Genomic DNA, 21137 nt, shown 5'->3' on the forward strand with positions numbered 1-21137 from the left:
GTTCAGGGGCCTTCCTGCATATGTGCGGCCGGAGGTACTCGAAACCCCAACCTTCTGATCCGTAGTCAGATGCTCTATCCATTGAGCTACGGCCGCTCGCTGCGTAAGCAAGCATAGCGGGTTTTGGGCGATGCCTCGAACCGGTTACCGATCCGCCCGTGTTCGGGGTGCGAGGGCCGGATCCTCCGGCTCCTCCGGAGGTGGAAGGGGTGCCTGCCGACCGGGGTGATCTCCGGGTCGTGGTGCCGGTCGGAGAGGCGAGCCTGTGGGGACCTGGCCGACAGGGGATCACGGCACGGTGCCGGCGGAGGGTCACGGCAAGGTGGTGGGGGTCACGGCGGGATGGTGGCGGAGGGTCACGGCGGAGTGGTGGCGGTGTGGATGGGACGGGCTACATCCTTGTGTGTACGAGAGCCCCGTCCCGCGCCCGATCCGTCCGGGCGGTCGGGGTGATGAGATGGGGGCATGAGACGAGACGACGCGCTGTGGGCCGTGGCGTGTTTCGTCTCGGCCGTCGTCCTTCTCGCCGCGGGGGCCTACGAGCACCGGTGGGCCCCGGCGTACCTGTTCCTCGGGCCGCTGGTGATCACGTGCGCGGGGGTGGCGGTACGGCGGACCAGGCCGTTGCTCTCGCTCGGGCTGGGGGTCGTGGCCTTCGTCGGGGACTTCGCCATGGGCCCGTCCCTGGGCACGGTTCTGATCATCACCGACAACCTGTACTCCGGGGTCAGGTACGGCCCCCGGTCCCTGGGGCGGCGGATGCTCATCGTCACCTCGGTGCTCGCCGTCCTGGCGGGGGTGCTGGGCTGGGCCCTCCTCAGGCAGTGGGCGGTCGCCACCATCTTCCTGGTGCAGGCGGGCCTGGTCGGGGTGACCCCCGTCTTCACCGCGATGCTCGTGAGGCAGCTGGAGGAGCAGGCGGTGGCCGAACGCGCCAGGGCCGAGCAGGTGGCGCGGCTGGCGGAGCTGGACCGGGCGGCGGCGGTGCAGGCCGAGCGGACCCGGATGGCGCGGGAACTGCACGACATGATCGCCAACCACTTCAGCGCGATCGCCATCCAGTCCACCGCCGTCCTCTCCCGCAGGGATCTCGACGCGCGGAGGGTACGCGAGGTGCTGGAGTCGATCAGGGAGAACAGTGTCGAGGGCATGGCGGAGATGCGTTCCATGATCGGGCTGCTCCGCCAGGACGGCGAGGAGCCGGAGGCGACCCGGAGGCGGGTGGCCGAGGCCGGGGAACTGGTCGAGCGGGCCCGCGAGGCGGGGCTCGACGCGCGCCTGCGGGTGGACGGCACTCCCAGGGACCTGCCCGCCTCGGTGGACCTGGCCGGGTACCGGATCGTCCAGGAATCGCTCACCAACGCGCTCAAGCACGGCGGCAAGGCGGCGGACGTGGTGATCGGCTACCTGCCGGGGCTGATCACCCTGGTCGTGGACAACCCGCTCGGCGACGGGGGACGGGGACTCCCCGGCGCGGGTGCGGGGATCGTCGGCATGCGGGAGCGTACGGCCCTGGTGGGCGGCGTCTTCGAGGCCGGTCCGTACGACGACGGCTGGCGTGTCCGCGCCGAGTTGCCCACCCGGGAGAACGCATGAGCATCCGAGTCCTCGTCGCCGACGACCACGCCGCGGTCCGCGCCGGAATCGTCCTCATTCTCGACGGTCACCGGGACATCGAGGTCGTCGGCCAGGCGGCCGACGGGGAGCAGGCCGTCGCGATGGCCCGCGACCTCCGTCCCGACGTGGTGCTGATGGACATCCGGATGCCCCGGCTCGACGGCATCTCCGCGACGCGCGAGCTGAGCGGGATCACCGATGTGCTGATCCTCACCACGTTCGACATCGACGAGTACGTCTTCGGCGCGCTCCGCGCCGGGGCCGCCGGGTTCCTGTTGAAGAACACCGACGCCGACGCGCTGGTTCAGGCGGTGCGGGTGGTGGCCGGGGGCGAGGGGCTCATCGCGCCGGCGGTCACCCGGCGGCTGATCTCCGCCTTCGGCGCCTCGGTCCCGCAGCGCACGTCGTACGAGATCGGCGTCCTCACGCCGCGCGAGCGTGAGGTGCTGGCCTGCATCGGGCGGGGGCTGTCGAACGCGGAGATCTCCGCTGAGCTGGACATGGCCGAGGCGACGACGAAGACCCACGTCAGCCGGTTGCTGAACAAGCTGGGGCTGCGCAGCCGCGTCCAGGCCGCGATCCTGGCCCAGGAGCTCTCCACGGGGAGGTGAACTCCCGGACGCGACGGCAGGAGCGGCTCACCCGACTCGTGGCACTGGGCTCCGGGTGAGCTTCCGGGCGCGACGGCGAGGGATGCGGCCCACCCGGCCCGCACCACTCGGCCCCGGGTGAGTTTCTGCGTGCAACGGCGAGGGGAGCCGGCGCCGGGGCGTTCCCGGCGGGTCTTTCGAGGGGCAGGGGGTCGCGGCCGGGACGTAGCGGGTCTTTCGAAGGTCAGGGGGTCGCGGCCGGGACATAGCGGGTCTTTCGAGGGTCAGGGGGTCGCGGCCGGGACGTAGAGGGAGAGGGTCTCCGCGACGCAGGCGGGCTTGTCCCGGCCCTCGATCTCCACGGTCAGCCGCATGTTCGACAGGTAGCCCGACGGGGTGCCCTTGAGGTCGACGAGTTCGGCACCGGCGCGGATCCGGGAGCCGACCGGGATCGGTGACGGGAAACGGACCTTGTTCAGGCCGTAGTTGATCCCCATGGCCAGGCCGTCCACCCGGAACAGCCGCACCATGAAGAAGGGCAGCAGCGACAGGCTCAGGTACCCGTGGGCGATGGTGGTCCCGAAGGGTCCCTGCGCGGCCTTCTCGACGTCCACGTGGATCCACTGGTGGTCGCCGGTCGCGTCGGCGAACAGGTTGACCTGCTCCTGGGTGACCTCGTGCCAGTCGGTGTGGCCCAGGTGTTCCCCGACGGCGGCCTTGAGCTCGGTGATGGTGGCGAAAATCCTCATGTACGGAACTTTATTCCGTTGCGGGGGTGGCGAGAAGATCCCGGGGTGCGGACTCCCGCCCGACGGACGCGTCCCGACGCTCGCGTCCCGGTGAAAGCGTCCGGGTGCTCACATCCGGCTGCTCTCGTCCGGGTGCTCGCATCCGGCGCTCGCGCCAGTTACGGATGGCCCTCTCCCCTTTTCCGTACAGTCAGTATCTTGTTTTCGTCGTACGGCCCGCGACGTAACACCGGCCGTTCACGACGGCTGCCTAGCGTGCCGCCATGAGACGACGCTTGACGATCACCATCGGCGCGGCCGCGCTGGCCCTGGCGATGTCCGCACCGGCGGTCGCCGCCCCCGGGCGCACCGCCTTCACCCCTTCCATGGCCTTCGTCCCTTCCGTCGCCGAACCGGAGCCCGCCCGGCAGGGCGACGCGGAGCGGAAAGACACGGAGCGGAACGACGCGGGGCGGCACGGCTCCGGCGGTCACGGGTTCGGCCGCGCGACGCTGACCGGATTCGCCGTCCTGCCCGCGCTGACCTTCGTACCCGGCAGCGAGCCTTCCGGGGCACAGCTCGGCGGCACACCGAGCAACGGGGTGACCCCGCCGTTCGCCGGCCAGCCGGTGCAGGGGTTCAGCGGCATCGTGAAGCGCTCCGGGGGCACGTTCGACGTGCTGTCGGACAACGGGTACGGCTCCCGGTCCAACAGCGCCGACTTCCTGCTGCGGGTACACCGGATCAAGCCGGACTTCCGGCGCGGCACGGTGGGGCTGCTCGGCGGCTTCGACCTGAGCGACCCCCACGGGCACGTCACCTGGCCGCTGACCCGGCCGGACCGGAAACTGACCGGTGCCGACCTCGACGTGGAGTCGATCGCCCGGACCTCCGACGGCACCTACTGGATCGGGGACGAGTTCGGCCCGTTCCTGCTGCACTTCTCCCGTTCCGGCACGCTGCTGGAGGCACCGTTCCCGCTGCCCGGCGTGAAGGCGCCGGAGAACCCGACCCTCGACGGCGAGCAGCCCACCCTCGGTCGCAGCAAGGGTTTCGAGGGCATGGCGCGCTCGGTCGACGGCAGGACGCTGTACCCGCTGCTGGAGGGCACGGTGACCGGCGACGCCGCCGGGACGCTGCGGATGAACGAGTTCAGCCTGCGCGGGAAGGCCTACACGGGCAGGACGTGAACATACCGGCTGGAGAGCCCCGACAACGCGATCGGGGACATGATCGCGGTCGACCGTAGCCGGTTCCTGGTCATCGAGCGCGACAACCTGCAGGGGGACCAGGCCCGCGTCAAGCGCGTCTACCTGGTGGACACCCGATACGCGGATCTGCGCAAGACCCTCGTCGCCGACCTGCTCGACCTGGCCGACCCGCGCCGGCTGGGCGGCTTCGGCGAGACCTTCCGCTTCCCGTTCCAGACCATCGAGGACGTGGTGATCCTCGACGACCGCACGCTGGGCGTGCTCGACGACAACAACTTCCCGTTCTCGTCCGGCCGCACCCCCGGCAGGCCCGACGACAACGAGTTCATCACCGTGCGCCTGTCCCGCCCGCTCCTGTCGGACCCTCGCGCGCGTCGATGACGTCCCGTGAGACCGGACGACCGCGCCCCGGCGGACGGCAGGAGGGTCGCGGGGGGAGCGGGTCCGGCCGGGCGGGGACGAGAGAGGGGGTGGGCCGCCGGAGGGGCTGGATCGACGTGGGTCCTGGCAGGGAACGGCCCCCTCTTCGTCGGGGCCTGGAACCGGCCCCCCTCCGGGTGACACGAACGAGGGGGATAAAGCCGTAAATAACAATAGATAAACCGCGATTACTCTTCTCGGTGTCATTTATTTGCTCTGCCTCAACCGTTTCAATGGCCTATCGGACCGTCCGAGGGGTATCTCCTGGCTACTACCACTTATGAGGTAGCGAGGTATATCAGGTGTTTTCGGAATCAGAAACGGATGGGGAAATAACGTGCTTCCTCGAAAGAGCAGAGGGATATCGCAGCCGGTCTCCGGCAGGCGGGTGGGCGTTCTCGCCGTCGCGGCGTTCGCCGGAATCCTCATGACGTCGGTCCAGCCGGTCAATGCCGCCACGGCCCGGGAACGGCCGTCCGGCTCGGTCTCACAGCCGGGCGCGCAGGGCGCTCCGGGCGGCCTGTCCGACCCCTACCCCGACCCCTCCCGGCGGCAGTACCGCGACCGTCCCGCGAGGCCCACGGACAGGTGGCGCGGACGGTCGCAGAGCCGGCAGGAACGCCCCGTCGACCGCTACCGGGGCCGCAGGGGCGGGAGCGGTTACGCCGAGAACGGACGGCCGGGGCGCGGCGGTTACGCCGAGAACGGACGGCCGGCGCGCGATCGCCTCACACGGTCCGAGAGGCTGCTGCGGGATCTCCAGAACGACCCGTCGTTCCCCGAGATCATCATTCGCGAGCAGTAGGGATCACGGGTGGCCGTGGCGCCCGGTCGAGGCGTCAGCCCCGGCCCGGCCCCGGCCACTTCCAGAGGGAGGGGGCGAGCCTTCGATTCCAGGATCACGAGAACCTCCACCTCCTCTATGACCGGATAATCACATCAAATACCACTAAAACACGGACGAGAGTAGCTTTTCCATCGGCGCACCGTTAATTTGCTCTTCCTGAACTATGTAGGCGCGTTGTCCCTATAAGGCCCGGGTATCTCCTGTTCGCTGTCACTTCCGTGACCGCGTGACGGATCCGGATTTTTCGGAATTAGCAATGACATGGGGAAATCAATTGCTTCCTCGTAGTAGCAGGTGGGTGCCATCCCTCCTCTCCAGCAAGCGCATCGGCGCCATGGCCGTCGCGACGATGGCAGGCGTCCTCGCGATGTCGTCGAACCAGATACCGGCGAACGCCGCGATCGAACCCGCAGGGGCTCTCACGTCCGCGCCCCACAGCGACAACGGGAAGACCGGCCTTCTTCATCGATCCATACACCAGGACGAAAAGCCCATCCTTCATCGGCACCGACCCTGCGGGTGCCGAAGAGCGCATCGCCACTGCGGGTGCTCCGGCCGGCATCACGGCTGGAGGGGAGAACGTGGTCCGCGCGGGCTGCCAGGACCTCCCGGACCTCCCGGACCCGCCGGACCTGCAGGGCCCGCCGGCGTCATCGGTCTCACCGGCCCCGCGCCGATCCCGGGAACCGTACGGGGCCCGGCCGCGACGGGGACCACGAACACCGCCACCTCCTCCACCTCATCCACTCTCGGGCCCGCGGGAGCAGCGGGAATCGCGGGTCCGGCAGGACCCGCTGGGCCGGCCGGCCCAGCGGGTCCCGCGGGACCGGCAGGACCCGCAGGGCCCGCGGGACCCGTGGGAACGGTCGGACCTGCGGGAGCCGTAGGACCGGCCGGACGCGCAGGAGTCGCGGGCCCGGCAGGACCGGCGGGAACGATCGGACCCGCAGGGCCGGCAGGAACGGTCGGACCTGCGGGAGCGGTAGGACCGGCCGGACGCGCAGGAGTCGCGGGCCCGGCAGGACCGGCCGGAACGGTGGGACCCGCGGGAGCGGTCGGACCGGCAGGGCCGGCGGGAGCCGTCGGACCTGCGGGACCCGCAGGACCGGCGGGGCGCGTCACCGTCCTGAACACGACGAGAACCGTGAGCACCCCGGGTCCGAGAGGGCCGGCGGGACCGAGGGGCCCCGTGGGTCCCAGAGGACCGGCAGTCTCCTCGAGGCCGACGCAGGCGACCGGGTGTACGAGCATGTCCACCGTCCCCGTGATCTCCGGGTACTACCTGGCCTCGCCGAGCCCCGTCTGCTCGGTCGGCGCCCTCGGCGCCATCGGTTCGATGGGCTCCATCGGCGTTGCCGACGCGATCGGCTCGATCGACCTGACCGGCCCGGCCGGACCGATCGGCTCGATCGACCTGACCGGCCCGGCCGGACCGATCGGCATGATCGATCTTGCCGTACCCGCCGGTCACGACGGCCACGTCGGATCGTCCTGCTCCTTCGGAGTCGCCGACCGTGCCGAAGGCCTGTGCTCCGTCGGTTCCGGCGGTCTCGCCGGGGTCCTCGGCCTCTCCGGGGCCGTCTGCCTTCCCGAGACCGTACTGACGACCGCTCCCGCCGACACGGCGCAGTCGTCGATCATGTGCGTTCGGTAGATCCGGACGGGCACCGTGCAACCGGGCCGGCCGTCCGGCGGCCCGTAGCGGGGACGACCCGCCGGGGTCCGTACGGCGGTGGATCGGTTCACCGCCGGCGGATCACGCCGGATCCGAGCGAGAGGGAGTGCCGTGCCCGGTGAGCACCGGGCACGGCGCTCCGGCCGGAGTCGGAAGAGGTTCGTGGTCCGCCCCTCTCACGCCGCCGAGGCGGCGCGGACCAGCCGGAGCTGGCCGATCTCGGCGACGTTCTTCATCAGTTCGGCGTTCACCCAGGCGAGCATGTGCGCGACGGTCAGCTCGGGGGCGTCCTGCCACGGGAACGGCGCGGTGGCGTCCAGGTCGGCGTCGGTGAACCCGTCCAGCACCGCCGACCACTCCGTACGGAGACCGCGCAACCATTCGATCGCCGCCTGCCCGTCACCGGGCCATCCGATCTCCTCCCTCCGGCGCGGTGACCGCCCGCGGGCATGGTCGATGGCCACCGACCACCACCAGCCGGCATGCCAGAAGACCCAGCCGATCGTGGGGACGGGAACGGGGTCGGGTTCGGTCTCCTCCCAGTCCGGCCGCCACACCCCGTCGGTGCCCCGGCGCACCGTCCAGCAGAGGGGGGCGGGCTCCCAGAGGAAATCGTCCGCGGTCAGTCGTTCCAGATGGAACTCGAACAGCGACCAGGTCAGATCGAACTGCCAGCGCGACAGGTCACGGCGAGAAACAGGCATCGGGTGACCCTGCCACAGGTCCCCTCCACCCCGGCAACCGGTTTTCGGCCGGATCGCCGACGGTCAGGCGCGGCGGAGGGCCGCCTGGGCCGCCGTGAGACGTTCCACCTCGTCGCCCTCCGAACCGCCGTCGGAACCACCGGTCGGCGCGCCACCCGAACCGCCGTACGGGCCGCCGTCGGGACCACCGCGCGGTGCGCCGTCGGAGCCGTCGTCCGCCCCCTCGCCCGACACCTCGTCGGCCCACTCCAGCAGGCGGCGCAGGTGAGGGTCGGTCGCGGCCGTCACGACGCGAGGGCTGCCGACGACGACCTCCCCGCCGGTCCCGTCGATGGTGACGATCGTGCCCTCCGGGACGGTACGCCCACCGGCTCGCACGCAGCCCGCGGCGACGTCGACCGTGAGGCCCGCGGCCCCCACGACGGCGGGTTTCCCCATCGCCCGCGCGACGACGGCGGCGTGACTGGCCGGACCGCCCACGGCGGTGACGACCCCCGCCGCCGCGGCCAGGCCGTGCATGTCGAGCGGGGAGGTGTACGGACGTACCAGGATGACCGGGCCGTCGGCGGTCATCCGCGCCGCCCGGTCGGCGGTGGTCGCCACCCTGCCCGTCGCGACCCCCGGGCACGCGCCCGTACCCCGGGCGAGGACGTCGGTCGCGCCGGTCACGTCCAGCCGGGGCGTGCGAACGTGCCGCAGGTGCCGCGGGGAGACCCGGAGCAGCGCGTCACGGCGGCCGATGACGCCCTCGTCCGCCAGGTCGACCGCGGCGCGGACGGCGGCGCGGCCGACGAGGCCGCCGGGCCGTACCTGCAGGATCCACAGCGTTCCCGCCTCGAACGTGAACTCCACGTAGCAGGTGTCGCGGTAGTGCTCCTCGATCCGGTTCACGGCGTCCAGGAGGCCGGCCCACACCGCGGGCTCCCGTCCGGCCAGCTCGGACAGCGGCCTGGTCGCCGACCTTCCCGAGACGACGTCCTCGCCCTGGCGTCCGAACAGGACCTCACCGAACGGGACGTTCTCCCCGGTGTTGGGGTCGCGGCTGAACGCGACACCGGTGCCGCTGTGGCCGTCGCGGTTCCCGTACACCATGACCTGGACGACGACGGCGGTGCCGAGGTCGTGCGGGATGCCGTTCAGCTCGCGGTAGGTGACGGCGCGCGGGGTGTCCCAGGAGGAGAACACGGCCCTGACGGCCGGCTCCAGCTGCGCGGTCGCGTCGTCCGGCACCGGCTCGCCGGCCCGTTCGCGGACGACGGCCTCGACGGCCCGGATCATCCCGGCGAGACGTGCCTCCTCGCCACCGTCACCGCTCTTTTCGTCCTCGCCCGCGCCACCGGTTCCGCGACCGGCGGTCTCGCGTCCGGCGGCCTCGTCACCGGTGGCCCCCCGCGCCACGGACTCCAGGACTCCCGGCTCCACGCCGTGGACCGCCGAGGCGAAGCCGGACAGGAACCGCAGCCGCGCGTCGAGCGCGAACCGCGGGTCGCCCGTCTCGGCGGCCAGCCCCGCCGTGGTCCCGGCGGTGAGGCCGAGGTTGAGGATGGTGTTCATCATGCCGGGCATCGACACGCTGCCGCCCGAGCGGACCGACACCGTCAACGGCCGCTCGCCTCCGCCGAGGCGCCGTCCCGTGACGGTCTCCAGATCGCGGACGGCGGCCGCCAGCTCGGCGTCCAGGCCCTCGGGAAGCCGCCCGTCACGCAGGAAGGCGCGGCACGCCCCGGTGCCGATGACGAATCCGGGGGGCACGGGCAGGCCGAGACGGCGCAGCACGACGAGGCCGTACCCCTTGCCGCCGAGGACGTCCGCGGTCTCCCCGACGTTCGCCGAGATCGGGTGAATCCAGGCCATCGCGGTAGCATATCGGCGTGTCGAACCTGCCCCACGTGACCAGCGTGGACCTGCTGACGCTTCACACCCTCCGCTGCATCGGGTTCGTCGAGCTCGACCGTCTCGCCGAGGCGACGGGGATGTCGGAGTCCGATGTCGAGTCCGAGCTGATCGACCTCGCGGTGGCCGGTCTCGTCACGCGTACCCCCGGCGTCTTCGGTGGATGGGGGATCACCGAGGCGGGGCGCGCCGCCGACGCCGAGCGGGTCTCCGCGGAGCTGGACGCGGCGGGCACCAGGGACACGGTGACCAAGGCCTACGACGGCTTCCTCGTGCTCAACCCGGAGCTGCTCGATCTGTGCACGGCGTGGCAGATGCGCTCCGCCGACGGGGTCGTGGTCCCGAACGAGCACGACGACCCCGCCTACGACGCCCGCGTCCTGGACCGCTTCGCCGACTTCCACCGGCGTGCCGAGGCCACCTGCGCGGACCTGTACGCGTCGATGCTCCGGTTCCGGCGGTACCGGACCCGGCTCGCCGACGCGCTCGCCCAGGCCCAGGCCGGTGCGCTGGAGTACGTGACGGACGACCTCGCGTCCTACCACAGCGTGTGGTTCCACCTTCACGAGGACCTGCTCGTGACCCTGGGCATCCCCCGCCACTGACCCACTCGCCTCACCGCCGAGCCGACCCTGCGGATCGTGCGCGCGTCCGTACGACCGTGCCTCCGTGATGTCGCGCCGCGGCGGGCACACGGGGTGCTTCCGTACGTGGTGCGCAAAGGAGCGTCATCGTGCAGTTCGAGATCCTGGGTCCGTTACGCGTCCGGTCCGGTGACACCGTCCCGGCGCTGGGGCCGCCCAAGCAGCGGCTCTTCCTCGCGGTGCTGCTCGGCCACCCGCACGGCTTCCTCTCCGTCGACCGGCTCGTCGACGCGTTGTGGGGCCCCGCGCCCCCGCCGTCGGCGGAGGCCAACCTCCGGCTCTACGCGCGCGGCCTGCGCCTGGTCCTGGGAGCCGGCCGGATCCTGCGCGAGGGCCACGCCGGCTACCGGCTCGACGCCGGCTGCGACGAGGTCGACGCCTGCCGGTTCGTCGGGCTCGTCCAGGACGGGCAGGCGGCCCTGGCCGCGGACGACGCGGCGGGGGCCCGGCGGTCGCTCGGCGAGGCGCTGGAGCTGTGGCAGGGGCCCCCGTTCTCCGACCTGTCCGGCGAGTTCGCCCTGGGTGAGGAGCGATCCCGCCTGGAGGAGTGGCACATGGTGGCCGTCGAGCAGCGGATCAGGGCGGATCTGTGCCTGGGGCAGGACGCCTGCCTGGTGGCGGAGCTGACGGCGCTGGTGAGCCGGTACGCCTTCCGCGAGCGGCTGTGGTCGCACCTGATGCTCGCGCTCTACCGGTCCGGGCGTCAGGCGGAGGCCCTGGAGACCTACCGGCGGGCGCGGACGATCCTCGCGGACGAACTCGGGCTGGAGCCCAGCCCGGAGCTGCGCGCGATGGAGAGGGCCATCCTCACCGCCGACCCGCGACTGTGGGACACCACCGGCCCGCGGTCGTGGGACACCACCGACCCGCGGTCGTGGAACACCACCGACCCGCGGCCGTGGAACACCACCGACCCGCGGCCGTGGAACACCACCGACCCGCGGCCGTGGAACACCGCGGGCCCGCGATTACGGAACACCGGCGAGGATCGCCCGCCCGGGACGGACGACCGCGCCACACGGGCACGTCCGCCCGTGGCCGGTCACCGGGCGGTGCCCGCCCAGCTGCCGGCGAGCCCCCTGGGGTTCGTGGGACGTGACGGCGAGCTCGCGCGCCTGGACGGGATCGCGGCGGACGCCGGTGAGGAGGCCCGGGTGGCCGCCGTCGTGGGACCGCCGGGCGTGGGCAAGACGGCCCTGGCGGTCCGGTGGGCCCATCTGTCGCGTCACCTGTTCGACGACGGGCAGCTCTTCGTGGACCTGAGCGGGTTCGGGGTCGGCGGGCCGCTGGACCCGGGCCTGGTGCTGGAGCGTTTCCTGCGCGCCCTGGACGTCCCGTCGTGGGGGATCCCCGCCGACCCCGAGGAGCGGGCAGCCGTGTTCCGCTCGCGGATGTCCGGGCGGCGGATGCTGATCGTGCTCGACAACGCCGCCTCGGCCGCGCAGGTACGCGCGCTGCTCCCGGGGAGCGCGCCGAGCCTCACACTGATCACCAGCAGGCTCCGCCTGGACGGGCTCGCCATCACGCACGGCGTTCCGCGGGTACCGCTCGGACCGCTTCCGCTGGCCGACGCCGTCGCCCTGATCCGGGACCGGCTCGCCCCCGCCGGTCACGCCACGGGCGTGGAGGAGCTCGCCGAGCTGTGCGACCGGATCCCCCTGGCCCTGCGGATCGCGGCCTCCCGGCTGGAGATGCCGGCGTACGAGGAGGCCCTGCCCGCGCTGGTGGCGGAGATGGCCGACGAGCGCGTGCGCCTGGACAGGCTTGCCGTCGACGAGAACGAGATATCGATCCGGGCGGTGCTGCGCGCCTCGCTCCGCCCGCTGGACGAGCCGGTCCGGGCGATGTTCCGGCTGCTGGGGCTGCACCCCGGCCCCGAGCCGTCGCTGGCCGTCGCCGCGGTCATGTCGGGCAGGCCGGCCGGGGAGACCCGGGACCTGCTCGACCGGCTCGTGTCCGTCCACCTGCTCGCGCCCGTGCCCGGCGACCACTACACGATGCACGACCTGGTGAGGATCTACGCGCGTGAGCGGTTCCTGGCCGAGGAGAGCGCGGGCGAGCGGGAGCGGTGCACGACCGCGCTGCTGACCTGGTACCGCGACGTCGCCAACGCGGCCGACCGGGTCCTGCGGCCCAAGGAACGGCCCAACTTCGTCTCCCCGGCCCCGCCGACGGGGTTCGCCGACGACGCGGCGGCCCTGGCCTGGTTCGACGCCGAGGCCGCGAACCTCGACGCCGCGGTACGGCGGGCGGCGGAGTCGCACCCGGCCCTGGCCTGGCAGATCGCCGCGGCCATGTTCGGATGGCTGCACCGGCGCCACCACACCGGCCAGTGGGCCGGCCTCTACACCGTCGCGGCCGAGGCCGCCGCGACGGCCGGGGACACCGTGGGCGAGGCGATGGTCACCGGCCGGCTCGCCATCGCGCACAGCCTGCTGGGCGACACCGAGCGCGCCGTCTCGGCCTGTCACCGCGCGCACCGGCTCCGGCTCGGGCTGGGCGACACCCTCGGAGCGGCCACGGCCCTGCTGAACCTCGCCGCCGCGTACGTCAACGCCCGCCGGCCCGAGGAGGCGATCCGGTGGCTGGAGGAGGCAGGGGCCCTGGGGGCGCGGCTGCCGGACGCCCACCACTTCACCGCCCTGCTGCACAGCAACCTGGGTGAGGCCCACCACCTCGCCGGGCGCCTCACCCGGGCCATGAGCCACTACCGGACCTCCCTGAGGATCAGCGAGACGGGCTGCGGCGATCGGGACATCGCCCAGATCCTGGTCAGCATGAGCGCGCTGCACCGCGACATGGGCGCCGCCGAGGAGGCCGTGTCGTGCGGGGAGCGCGCCCTCGCGCTCGCCGTCCGCAGCGGTGACATCCTGCTGCGGGCGGAGGCGCACGAGGCGCTCGGCCTCGCCCGCACCTCACCGGCGCGTACCGAGGAGGGCATGGCCCACCTGGAGGCGGCCCTCGCCCTCTACGAGGAGCTCGGGCATCGCAGGACCGCAGTGGTACGCGACCACCTCGACCGGCTCGGTGCCACCGCGACCGGCTGACCGTCCCCCCGAGGACCGGTTTTGCGGTCAGCCGTATATACGCGCCGTATACGGCGCGTATCCGGGCCGATGACACCATCTCGATAGCCGGTCCTTCGATCGGCCTCTCGGGAAAAATCATGATCATCATATCGGCACGGCGGCCGGATGCCCGGTCCTCGACCGCCCGGGAGCCCGGCCGGGCCGACACCCCGGTCGCGGTGCCGTGACGGGGCGCGACCATCGGGGCGCCGCGCACCGTCGAGACGTGAGAGACCGTGACAACCGGCCCGGCGGCGACCTTCCGCAGCGGTCGCCGCCGGGCCGGTACGGCGGAATCCCCGCGTCCTCCTCGTCGCGTTCACCGGGTCGGCCGGCAGGTCCCGGCATGCCGCCTTTCACCGGGAAATCCTTTCTGAACAGCAGGGAAAAGCCCGGGAAAAAGAGGCTTGCGGGAACGGATGGAAAGTCTTACGGTTCCCCGGGGTTCCATAAAAGGAACTCGGCGTCCGAGTATTTCCGACACCTATCGAAAGGATCCCCGAATCATGACACGAACCATCGAGAGAATGGCCGACAGACTCCTCGGCGCGTTCGCCCCGCGGGTCACCGCGAAGGCCGACCTGTGCAGCTGCACCGGCTATCGCTGCAAGTGGGTGGCCAACTGCTACCACTGCTGCAACGGCTGCCACTGGCGCGTCGCCCGCTGCGAGTAGAGGTGATCCGGTGCGGGACGGCGACCGGGAACGACGCCGTCCCGCACCGCGCCGCGACCGATCCCTCCGGTTCGCGCCCCGGGGAAATTCAAAGGCCGACAATTCGATCGCCGAAAAGGACAGGAATTCAGTGACGCCGTACCTGCTCGCCGCCGTAGTGCTCGTGGGAATTGTCGGGGCACTGAATCTCGTTCTGACGTTCGGCGTCATCCGCCGCCTGCGGGAGCACGACAGATCGCTGGCCTCGCATTCGGCGGCCGGGCCCGCGAACCTGCGCCTCTCCCCCGACGGGAGGATCCCGGACTTCACGGCGATCACCGTGGACGGCGACCCGTTCACGCGCGCCCAGCTCGCGGGCCGGAACGCGGTCGGGTTCTTCTCCACGACCTGCGCCGCGTGCCTGGACCTCCTCCCCGAGTTCGTGGAGTACGCGCGCACCTTCCCCGGGGGCCGTGACCGGGTCCTCGTCGTCGTGGTCGCGGATCAGCCGGACGAGGCGTCGGTGAACCTCATCGCGCGGGCGCGGCCCGTGGCGCGGGTCGTGATGGAGCGGTACGACGGGCCGATCGCCGCCGCCTTCGCGGTCGGCGCCTTCCCCACCCTGGCACTGGTCGACGACGACACGGTCGTGGCCGACGGCTCCACCCTCCAGGCGCTGTCCGCCGCGACCCGGGTATGACGACCGGACACCCCTCCCGCCAGTCCACGGGTACGACGACCGGGCAGCCCTCCCCCCACGACCCGGGTACGACGACCGGACAGCCCTCCCGCCGCGCGGTCGCGGCGGGACTGCGGCCGGCGTGGGCGCTGGCGGTCCGGGCGGCTCCGCACTGTGTCGCGCTCGAACTGGTGGCGACCGTGATCGCCGCGGCCCTGCCGGTGACGGTGGCCTGGCTCACCAAGCTGGTCCTGGACCGGGTGGTGACGCCGGCGCCGGGTCCGCCCCTGCTGCACCTCGCCCTCGCCCTCGCCCTCGCCGGTGCCGCGTCCGCCGCGCTTCCGCAGGTCACCCAGTACCTGCGCGCCGAGCTGCGGCGACGGGTGACGCTGCTCGCGCAGGACCGGCTGTACGCGGCGGTCAACCGCTTTCCCGGCCTGGGCAGGTTCGAGGAGCCGCGCTTCCTGGACCGGCTCCAGCTCGCCGAGCAGGCGGCCGACGGCACCCCCGCGGCGGTGGTGACGGGCACGTTCGGGCTCGTCCAGTCACTGGCCACCGGGATCGGTTTCCTCGGTTCGCTGTTCCTGCTCAGCCCCGTCATGACGATCCTGGTCGTCGCGGCCGCCGTACCCATGCTGCTGGCCGAGCTCGCGCTGTCCCGGCGGCGGGCCGGCATGATGTGGCGGCTCGGCCCCGTCGAGCGCCGCCGGCTGTTCTACTCCGCCCTGCTGTCCGACCCCCGTGCCGCCAAGGAGGTGCGCCTGTTCGGCCTCGGGGACTTCCTGCGCGGCCGGATGCTCGCGCACCTGGGCACCGCGCACGCCGCGCAACGGGGGACCGACCGCCGCGAGGCCGCGGTGCAGGGCGGGCTGGGACTGCTGGGCGCCGGTGTGGCCGGCGCCGGTCTGGTCTGGGCGGTGCTGGCGGCGGGGCGGGGGACGCTGACGGCGGGCGACATCGCGATGTTCGTGGCCGCGGTGGCCGGCGTGCAGGCGGCGCTGGGCGGCCTGATCCAGCACCTGGCCGGCACCCACCAGCACCTGCTGCTCCTCGAGCACTACCTGGAGGTGACGCGCATGGCACCGGACCTGCCGGTCGCCCTCCCCCCGGCCCCGTTGCCCGCGCTGCGCCGGGGCATCGAGCTGCGGGACGTGTGGTTCCGCTACTCCGACGAGCACGAGTGGGTGCTGCGGGGCGTGAACCTGACGATCCCCCACGGGGAGTCGGTGGGGCTGGTGGGCACGAACGGCGCGGGCAAGAGCACGCTCGTCAAGCTCCTGTGCCGGCTCTACGACCCGACGCGCGGGGCCGTCCTGTGGGACGGCGTGGACCTGCGCCACGTGGATCCGGCGGTCCTGCGCAAACGCGTCGGCGTGGTCTTCCAGGACTACATGTCCTACGACCTCACCGCGCGCGAGAACATCGGCCTGGGGGACCTGGACGCCCTGCACGACCGGTCCCGGATCGAGGACGCGGCGCGGCGCGCCGGGGTCGCCTCCACGGTCGCGGCGCTTCCCCGGGGGTACGAGACCCTGCTCAGCAGGATGTTCTCCCCCGAGCCGGACGACGGTACGGAGAACGGCGTCACCCTCTCGGGCGGCCAGTGGCAGCGGCTCGCGCTCGCGCGGGCGTTCCTGCGCGACGAACGGGAGCTGCTGATCCTGGACGAGCCGAGCTCGGGCCTGGACGCCGAGGCCGAGGCACGGATCCACGCGAGCATCGGCGCGCACCGGGCGGACCGCACCGGCCTGCTGGTGTCCCACCGCCTCGGCACGCTTCGCGACGCCGACCGCCTCGTCGTGCTGGAGGGAGGCGTGATCACCGAGACGGGGACCCACGCCGAGCTGCTGGAGGAGGGCGGCGTCTACGCCCGGCTGTTCGCGCTGCAGGCGCGGGGGTACGCCGGCGAGGTGCCCGCGGTGACCCCGGGATGACCGCGACCCTGCTGGGGATCCTCGGGGCGCTGCTCCTGCCGCCGGCCGGGGCGTGGCTGTGGGTGCGACGCCGCCTGGTGGTGGTCACCGTCGACGGGCCCAGCATGGAGCCGACCCTCCGGGACGGGGACCGGGTGCTGGTGCGCCGGGTGCCGCTGCGGCGGGTGCGTACCGGGCAGCTGATGGTGGCACGGAGGCCGTCCCCGGGCGACGCCGGGGACGTCACCGCCACCTGGCTGATCAAGCGGGTCGTCGCGGTGGCGGGGGAGCCGGTGCCCCCTGAGGTCCGCCCGGCCGTCGGTGAGGCCGGTGAGGCCGGTGAGGCCGGCGGGCACGACGTCCGCGTGCCCGCCGGGTGCCTGGTCGTGCTGGGCGACAACCGGGCGCGCAGCGCCGACTCCCGGCACTGGGGGTACGTCACCGGCGAGCACCTGCTCGGCGTGGTGCACCGCGCCATGTCCGCCCGCCCGTGACCCCGGTGTCCCGGCGTGGCGGTGGTCCGCCCGCCCGTGACCACGGCGTGCCGGTGTGACGGCGGCTCAGCGCCCGGCGACCGCGGGGCGGAACAGCTCCGCGATGTCGTCCAGGCGCGTGACGAGCACCACGCAGACCAGCGCCGCCAGCGCGGTGACGATCACCCCCGGCGTCTCGACGGCCTGCGGCGCGCCACCGAGCGTCGCCACCAGGGCCGTCATCGCCGCCGCGATCAGCACCAGGTTGCGGATCACGTGACGCCCGCCGACGGGCGCCGACGACGAGCCGAAGCAGCGGCAGGGGGCCGCCCTGCCCTGCCTCAGGGCGCGCGCGAGCGCGTACCCGAAACCGCCGAGCGTGACGGCCGCCAGCGCGAAACCCGCGGGCAGGGTGGCCGGCACGGCGAGCAGCACCACGATCGCCGCCTCCGCCGCCATCGCGAGCAGCGCCAGCCGCCGCGCCGGAACGGATCTCACGGCCAGCAGGGTCGCGGTCGCCGCGACGAACTCCCGGAACGCCTGACGGCCCCGCGCCTTGCCGGCCAGTGACGCCAGGAATATCCCCAGCAGCAGCAGACGGCAGCCCAGAATCACGTAACTCATCACGATTCGCCCATGCTACCGATCATCGGCCGGATTTTCGGGGGACCGGCCGAACGCGTCGCACCGCAGGCGGCGGGCGCGGGATTCCAGGTAGCGGCGTTCGGTGAGGCTGGCGGTGCCGCGCGCGGCCAGCCCGTAGCTCTCGCGGGCGGACGCGAGGTCGCCGGCCTTCTCCAGCAGGTGGGCGCGGACGGCGTGCAGGCGGTGGTGGCCGGCCGTCCGGTCGTCACCGTCGAGGGTGGACAGCAGGTCGAGCCCGGCGCGCGGGCCCTGTGTCTCGGCGAGCGCGACCGCCCGGTTGAGCGTGACCATCGGGTTGGGCGCGATCCGTTCGAGGATCCGGTACAGGACGTGGACCTGCCGCCAGTCGGTGTCGGCGGCCCGTTCGGCGCTCGCGTGGGTCGCCGCGATGGCCGCCTGGATCAGGTACGGCCCCAGGGTGGCCCGCGCCATCGCCTCGGTGACGAGGGCGGTGCCCTCGTCGATCAGGCCGCCGTCCCAGAGGGTACGGTCCTGCTCGGCCAGGGGGACCAGGTCTCCCGAGGGGGTGACGCGCGCGGCGCGGCGCGCGTCCGTCAGGAGCATCAGGGCCAGCAGCCCGGCCACCTCGCCGTCCTCGGGGAGGCGCCGGTGGACCACGCGGGTCAGGCGGATCGCCTCGCGCGACAGGTCGGCGCGGTGCAGGTCGCCGCCCGAGGTGGCGGTGTACCCCTCGTTGAAGATGAGGTACAGCACGTGCAGCACGACGCCCAGCCGCTCCTGCCACTCGTGCGGAGCGGGCATGGCGAAGCCGCTCCCCGCGGCCCTGATCCGCTGCTTGGCCCGGCTGACGCGGGCGGCCATGGTGGCCTCGGGGACGAGGAACGCGCGGGCGATCTCGGCGGTGGTCAGGCCGCCCACGGCCCGCAGGGTGAGGGCCGTCTGGGACGCCGGGGTCAGCGACGCGTGGCAGCACAGGAACAGCAGCGCCAGCGTGTCGTCGGCGTCCGGGACCTCGGGCTCGGAGTCGCTCTCCCGCGCGACGACCCTGATCTCCCGGGCCCTGCGGGCGGTGTCGCTGCGGACCTGGTCGACCAGCCGGCGCGCGGCGACGGCGACCAGCCAGCCGCGAGGGTTGCCCGGGACGCCCTCGGCGGGCCACTGGACGGCAGCGGCGAGGACGGCCTCCTGCACGGCGTCCTCGCACTCCTCGAACCGGCCGTGGCGGCGGACGAGCACGCCGAGGACCTGCGGCGCCAGCTCGCGCAGCAGGTCCTCGGTCGCGTGACCGGCGACCGTCACACGTCCAGCCGCCCCTCGGAGAACATGACCTGGCGCACCTCGATGCCCATGCCCTCGACCTTGGCATCGGGGATCATGGCGGCGAGCTCGATCGCGCGCTCCCTGCTGTCGCAGTCGACGAGGTAGAAACCGCCGAGGTACTCCTTGGCCTCCAGGTACGGCCCGTCGGTGACCACCGGCCGCCCGCCCCGGACCCGCACCACGGCACTCTGCGACGGATCGGCCAGCCCCTGCGTCATGATCATCTCCCCGGACGCGGTGACCGTCTCCATGAACGTCCCGTGCCCGCTCATGATCTCGTTGCGCTCGTCCTCGGTCAGGGACTCCCAGACGGCCGGATTCATGTGCATGCTCAGCAGGAACTTCATCGCGCTTCTCCCTGGTCACGGACCCCGGCGGGTCCTCTCACCGGATGGTCGGAGCCGGCGTCCCCGTCTTGACATCGGTCGGGAGAACCTCCGTGGGAGATTCTCCACCCGGCGCTCCGGTCCTCACATCGGCCGGAAGGACCTCCGGACGAGATTCTCCACCCGATGCCCCGGCGCCCCGGCGCGTACCGGCGACGCCGCCGGGCGGTTCCGCGGGCGCGGCCGGCGCGGGCCGCCCGGGTGGGGCGAGGGCGGCGAGGGCGGAGGCGGTCTCCGCGTCGGCCGGCAGGAAGGCCTCCATCCGCAGTTCGGCGACGGTGACGTCGACCGCGGTCCCGAAGTGGGTCAGGGTGGTCAGGAGCCGGAGCTCGCCGTCGCCGAGGCGGAGACGCAGCGGGACCGCGAACCCGAGGTGATCCGGTCCGGGGTTCCGGGGGCGCTCGGGGACCAGCGCCGTGAGCTCGGGGACCAGCGCCGTGAGCTCGGTGAGCAGCTCCCCGAGCCGGTCGCGAGGGTTGCGCGCGGCCTCCAGCCGGAGGTGGTCGATCACGTGCCAGGCCCAGACGTCCAGGTTGACGATCCGCGGTGCCATGCCCCGCGGGTCCAGGAAAAGGCGTGGGACGTTGAGGGGCGGCGCGAGGAGAGGGGACGCCACCCCCTCGGTCAGCGCCCAGAACGCGTCGTTGGCCGAGACGAGGTCGCTGTGCCGATCGACGATCACCGCGGGATACGGCTGGTGCCCCCGCAGTACGTCTTCCAGCGCGGCGCGGACCGGCCGGAGCCCGGGGTCGTCGAGCCGGGTCTCCGGGTAGGCGGGCGCGTAGCCCGCGGCCAGCAGCAGCGCGTTCCGCTCCCGGAGCGGGATCTCCAGCGACTCCGCCAGCCGCACGACCATGGCCCTGCCGGGGATCGACCGGCCCCTCTCGATGAAGCTGACGTGCCGCTGTGTGGTCCCGGCCCGCAGGGCGAGGTCCAGCTGGCTGACGCCGCGGCGCCCGCGCCACTCGCGCAGGACACCGGCGAGCCCGTCGCGTTCCGAAGTACCGGTCACCGCACCCTGTCTAACGCAGTGGGCGCCGCACGGCCATTCCCCGGAGGGAGTTGCCGGGCCGTCGCGCCGCGCCCAGGATCGGCCGCGTTCACGAACACGCCACGACAGGGGAAAACCGTGATCGACATTCAGGAGCTGGTCGGCCGCTATGTGGCGGTCTGGAACGAACCCGACCCCGAGCTGCGCCGCGAGGCCGTCGCCGGGCTGTGGGCGAAGGACGGTGTCCAGGTGCTCCAGCCACCGCGGGAGATCCGGGACGCTGCCGGGGCGCTGGGCCTCACCGCCGTCCTCGAGGCGCGCGGGCACGAGGAGCTCGAGGTCAGGGTGACCCGCTCGTACGAGGAGTTCGTCGCGCCCGGGGCGTTCCTCTTCAGGTCGCGGGACAACGCCGACCGTCTCGGCGACATCGTCAAGTTCAACTGGGAGATGGTGCCCACGGGCGGTGGTGAGCCGGCGGGCGTCGGCCTGGAGATCCTCGTTCTCGACGAGGACGGCCGGATCCGAACCGACCACCAGTTCATCGAGGGGTGAGCGTACCGGCGGCGGGGCCGTCGCCCGTTCCGGACGCGGCGCGGCGCGGCGCGGCGCGGAGAAGTGACGCAGATCATAGTCGTGGACCGTGAAAGCGAATCGGGGGATCGGGCGACAACAAGGGACCGTCGATCGCCGCGGAAGGACGACCATGCCGGGGAGACCAT

At 72.7% G+C, this 21137-nt stretch carries 18 protein-coding genes, 1 tRNA gene and 1 pseudogene; 12 read left to right on the forward strand and 8 right to left on the reverse strand.

What is annotated here, in order from left to right:
* Positions 1–23: 23 nt before the first annotated feature.
* Positions 24–96, reverse strand: a tRNA-Arg gene (locus tag ACLQ2R_RS02890).
* Positions 97–465: 369 nt separating this feature from the next.
* Here ACLQ2R_RS02890 and ACLQ2R_RS02895 point away from each other — a divergent pair.
* Together ACLQ2R_RS02895 and ACLQ2R_RS02900 are read left to right on the forward strand one after the other, a co-directional pair.
* Entirely contained in the window at positions 466–1596 is a 1131-nt protein-coding gene (locus tag ACLQ2R_RS02895) for a sensor histidine kinase (protein ID WP_425957681.1), read from the forward strand.
* The gene (locus ACLQ2R_RS02900) at positions 1593–2228 is read left to right on the forward strand and encodes a response regulator (protein ID WP_386240145.1); all 636 of its coding nucleotides are present in this window, start codon (positions 1593–1595) and stop codon (positions 2226–2228) included. The genes ACLQ2R_RS02895 and ACLQ2R_RS02900 overlap by 4 nt, the downstream gene beginning before the upstream one ends.
* A 263-nt stretch (positions 2229–2491) precedes the next feature.
* Here ACLQ2R_RS02900 and ACLQ2R_RS02905 read toward each other — a convergent pair whose 3' ends face one another.
* Complete coding sequence (locus tag ACLQ2R_RS02905; RefSeq protein WP_425957682.1) at positions 2492–2956, reverse strand: MaoC family dehydratase; 465 nt, start codon at positions 2954–2956, stop codon at positions 2492–2494.
* 365 nt (positions 2957–3321) lie between these two features.
* Between ACLQ2R_RS02905 and ACLQ2R_RS02910 the strand changes: the two are divergent.
* The 3 genes and pseudogenes from ACLQ2R_RS02910 (at position 3322) to ACLQ2R_RS02920 (ending at position 7067) form a co-directional block, all read left to right on the forward strand.
* Positions 3322–4527: pseudogene (locus ACLQ2R_RS02910) on the forward strand (esterase-like activity of phytase family protein).
* 376 nt (positions 4528–4903) lie between these two features.
* Positions 4904–5371 carry a hypothetical protein gene (locus ACLQ2R_RS02915; RefSeq protein ID WP_425957683.1) on the forward strand — a complete coding sequence of 156 codons (468 nt, stop codon included), beginning with the start codon at positions 4904–4906 and terminating at the stop codon, positions 5369–5371.
* A 1291-nt stretch (positions 5372–6662) separates the two neighbouring features.
* On the forward strand, positions 6663–7067 hold the full coding sequence (locus tag ACLQ2R_RS02920; protein ID WP_425957684.1) for a hypothetical protein: 405 nt from the start codon (positions 6663–6665) through the stop codon (positions 7065–7067).
* Positions 7068–7264: 197 nt separating this feature from the next.
* On the opposite strand, the gene ACLQ2R_RS02925 is transcribed toward ACLQ2R_RS02920, so the two are convergent.
* Together ACLQ2R_RS02925 and ACLQ2R_RS02930 are read right to left on the reverse strand one after the other, a co-directional pair.
* Positions 7265–7792, reverse strand: coding sequence for a DinB family protein (locus ACLQ2R_RS02925; RefSeq protein ID WP_425957685.1), 528 nt, complete (start codon positions 7790–7792; stop codon positions 7265–7267).
* 63 nt (positions 7793–7855) lie between these two features.
* Positions 7856–9646: a pyruvate, phosphate dikinase gene (locus ACLQ2R_RS02930; RefSeq protein ID WP_425957686.1), complete on the reverse strand. Its 1791-nt coding sequence runs from the start codon at positions 9644–9646 to the stop codon at positions 7856–7858.
* Between the two features lie 17 nt (positions 9647–9663).
* On the opposite strand from ACLQ2R_RS02930, the gene ACLQ2R_RS02935 reads away from it, so the two are divergent.
* The 6 genes from ACLQ2R_RS02935 (at position 9664) to lepB (ending at position 17136) form a co-directional block, all read left to right on the forward strand.
* On the forward strand, positions 9664–10290 hold the full coding sequence (locus ACLQ2R_RS02935; protein WP_425957687.1) for a transcriptional regulator: 627 nt from the start codon (positions 9664–9666) through the stop codon (positions 10288–10290).
* 128 nt (positions 10291–10418) lie between these two features.
* Positions 10419–13376, forward strand: coding sequence for an AfsR/SARP family transcriptional regulator (locus tag ACLQ2R_RS02940; RefSeq protein ID WP_425957688.1), 2958 nt, complete (start codon positions 10419–10421; stop codon positions 13374–13376).
* A 527-nt stretch (positions 13377–13903) separates the two neighbouring features.
* Complete coding sequence (locus ACLQ2R_RS02945; protein ID WP_425957689.1) at positions 13904–14071, forward strand: hypothetical protein; 168 nt, start codon at positions 13904–13906, stop codon at positions 14069–14071.
* Positions 14072–14201: 130 nt separating this feature from the next.
* On the forward strand, positions 14202–14750 hold the full coding sequence (locus ACLQ2R_RS02950) for a TlpA disulfide reductase family protein (protein WP_425957690.1): 549 nt from the start codon (positions 14202–14204) through the stop codon (positions 14748–14750).
* Positions 14747–16663: an ABC transporter ATP-binding protein gene (locus ACLQ2R_RS02955; protein WP_425957691.1), complete on the forward strand. Its 1917-nt coding sequence runs from the start codon at positions 14747–14749 to the stop codon at positions 16661–16663. The genes ACLQ2R_RS02950 and ACLQ2R_RS02955 overlap by 4 nt, the downstream gene beginning before the upstream one ends.
* Positions 16660–17136 (forward strand): signal peptidase I, encoded by a 477-nt coding sequence (gene lepB / locus ACLQ2R_RS02960; protein ID WP_425957692.1) that lies wholly within the window; start codon positions 16660–16662, stop codon positions 17134–17136. Before ACLQ2R_RS02955 ends, lepB begins: the two co-directional genes overlap by 4 nt.
* Before the next feature lie 66 nt (positions 17137–17202).
* Here lepB and ACLQ2R_RS02965 read toward each other — a convergent pair whose 3' ends face one another.
* Genes ACLQ2R_RS02965 through ACLQ2R_RS02980 form a run of 4 tightly spaced genes read right to left on the reverse strand, consistent with a single transcriptional unit; the run spans position 17203 to position 20439 of the window.
* A complete protein-coding gene (locus ACLQ2R_RS02965; RefSeq protein ID WP_425957693.1) occupies positions 17203–17739 on the reverse strand; it encodes a MauE/DoxX family redox-associated membrane protein in 537 nt (178 codons plus the stop codon).
* A 15-nt stretch (positions 17740–17754) separates the two neighbouring features.
* Positions 17755–19020, reverse strand: a complete 1266-nt coding sequence (locus ACLQ2R_RS02970; RefSeq protein ID WP_425957694.1) for an RNA polymerase sigma factor — start codon at positions 19018–19020, stop codon at positions 17755–17757.
* Positions 19017–19388, reverse strand: a complete 372-nt coding sequence (locus ACLQ2R_RS02975; RefSeq protein ID WP_425957695.1) for a YciI family protein — start codon at positions 19386–19388, stop codon at positions 19017–19019. The genes ACLQ2R_RS02970 and ACLQ2R_RS02975 overlap by 4 nt, the downstream gene beginning before the upstream one ends.
* Positions 19389–19425: 37 nt before the next feature.
* Positions 19426–20439 carry a helix-turn-helix domain-containing protein gene (locus tag ACLQ2R_RS02980; RefSeq protein ID WP_425957696.1) on the reverse strand — a complete coding sequence of 338 codons (1014 nt, stop codon included), beginning with the start codon at positions 20437–20439 and terminating at the stop codon, positions 19426–19428.
* 117 nt (positions 20440–20556) lie between these two features.
* Between ACLQ2R_RS02980 and ACLQ2R_RS02985 the strand changes: the two genes are divergently transcribed.
* On the forward strand, positions 20557–20970 hold the full coding sequence (locus ACLQ2R_RS02985; RefSeq protein ID WP_425957697.1) for a hypothetical protein: 414 nt from the start codon (positions 20557–20559) through the stop codon (positions 20968–20970).
* The last annotated feature ends 167 nt before the right edge of the window (positions 20971–21137 follow it).

The sequence above is a fragment of the Streptosporangium sp. DT93 genome, assembly GCF_049844535.1.
Classification (GTDB): Bacteria; Actinomycetota; Actinomycetes; order Streptosporangiales; family Streptosporangiaceae; genus Streptosporangium.

Coding starts and splice junctions, on each gene's coding strand:
- ACLQ2R_RS02895 (WP_425957681.1), top strand. CDS start 466: ATGAGACGAGACGACGCGCTGTGGGCCGTGGCGTGTTTCGTCTCGGCC.
- ACLQ2R_RS02900 (WP_386240145.1), top strand. CDS start 1,593: ATGAGCATCCGAGTCCTCGTCGCCGACGACCACGCCGCGGTCCGCGCC.
- ACLQ2R_RS02905 (WP_425957682.1), bottom strand. CDS start 2,956: ATGAGGATTTTCGCCACCATCACCGAGCTCAAGGCCGCCGTCGGGGAA.
- ACLQ2R_RS02920 (WP_425957684.1), top strand. CDS start 6,663: ATGTCCACCGTCCCCGTGATCTCCGGGTACTACCTGGCCTCGCCGAGC.
- ACLQ2R_RS02925 (WP_425957685.1), bottom strand. CDS start 7,792: ATGCCTGTTTCTCGCCGTGACCTGTCGCGCTGGCAGTTCGATCTGACC.
- ACLQ2R_RS02930 (WP_425957686.1), bottom strand. CDS start 9,646: ATGGCCTGGATTCACCCGATCTCGGCGAACGTCGGGGAGACCGCGGAC.
- ACLQ2R_RS02945 (WP_425957689.1), top strand. CDS start 13,904: ATGACACGAACCATCGAGAGAATGGCCGACAGACTCCTCGGCGCGTTC.
- ACLQ2R_RS02955 (WP_425957691.1), top strand. CDS start 14,747: ATGACGACCGGACACCCCTCCCGCCAGTCCACGGGTACGACGACCGGG.
- lepB (WP_425957692.1), top strand. CDS start 16,660: ATGACCGCGACCCTGCTGGGGATCCTCGGGGCGCTGCTCCTGCCGCCG.
- ACLQ2R_RS02965 (WP_425957693.1), bottom strand. CDS start 17,739: ATGAGTTACGTGATTCTGGGCTGCCGTCTGCTGCTGCTGGGGATATTC.
- ACLQ2R_RS02975 (WP_425957695.1), bottom strand. CDS start 19,388: ATGAAGTTCCTGCTGAGCATGCACATGAATCCGGCCGTCTGGGAGTCC.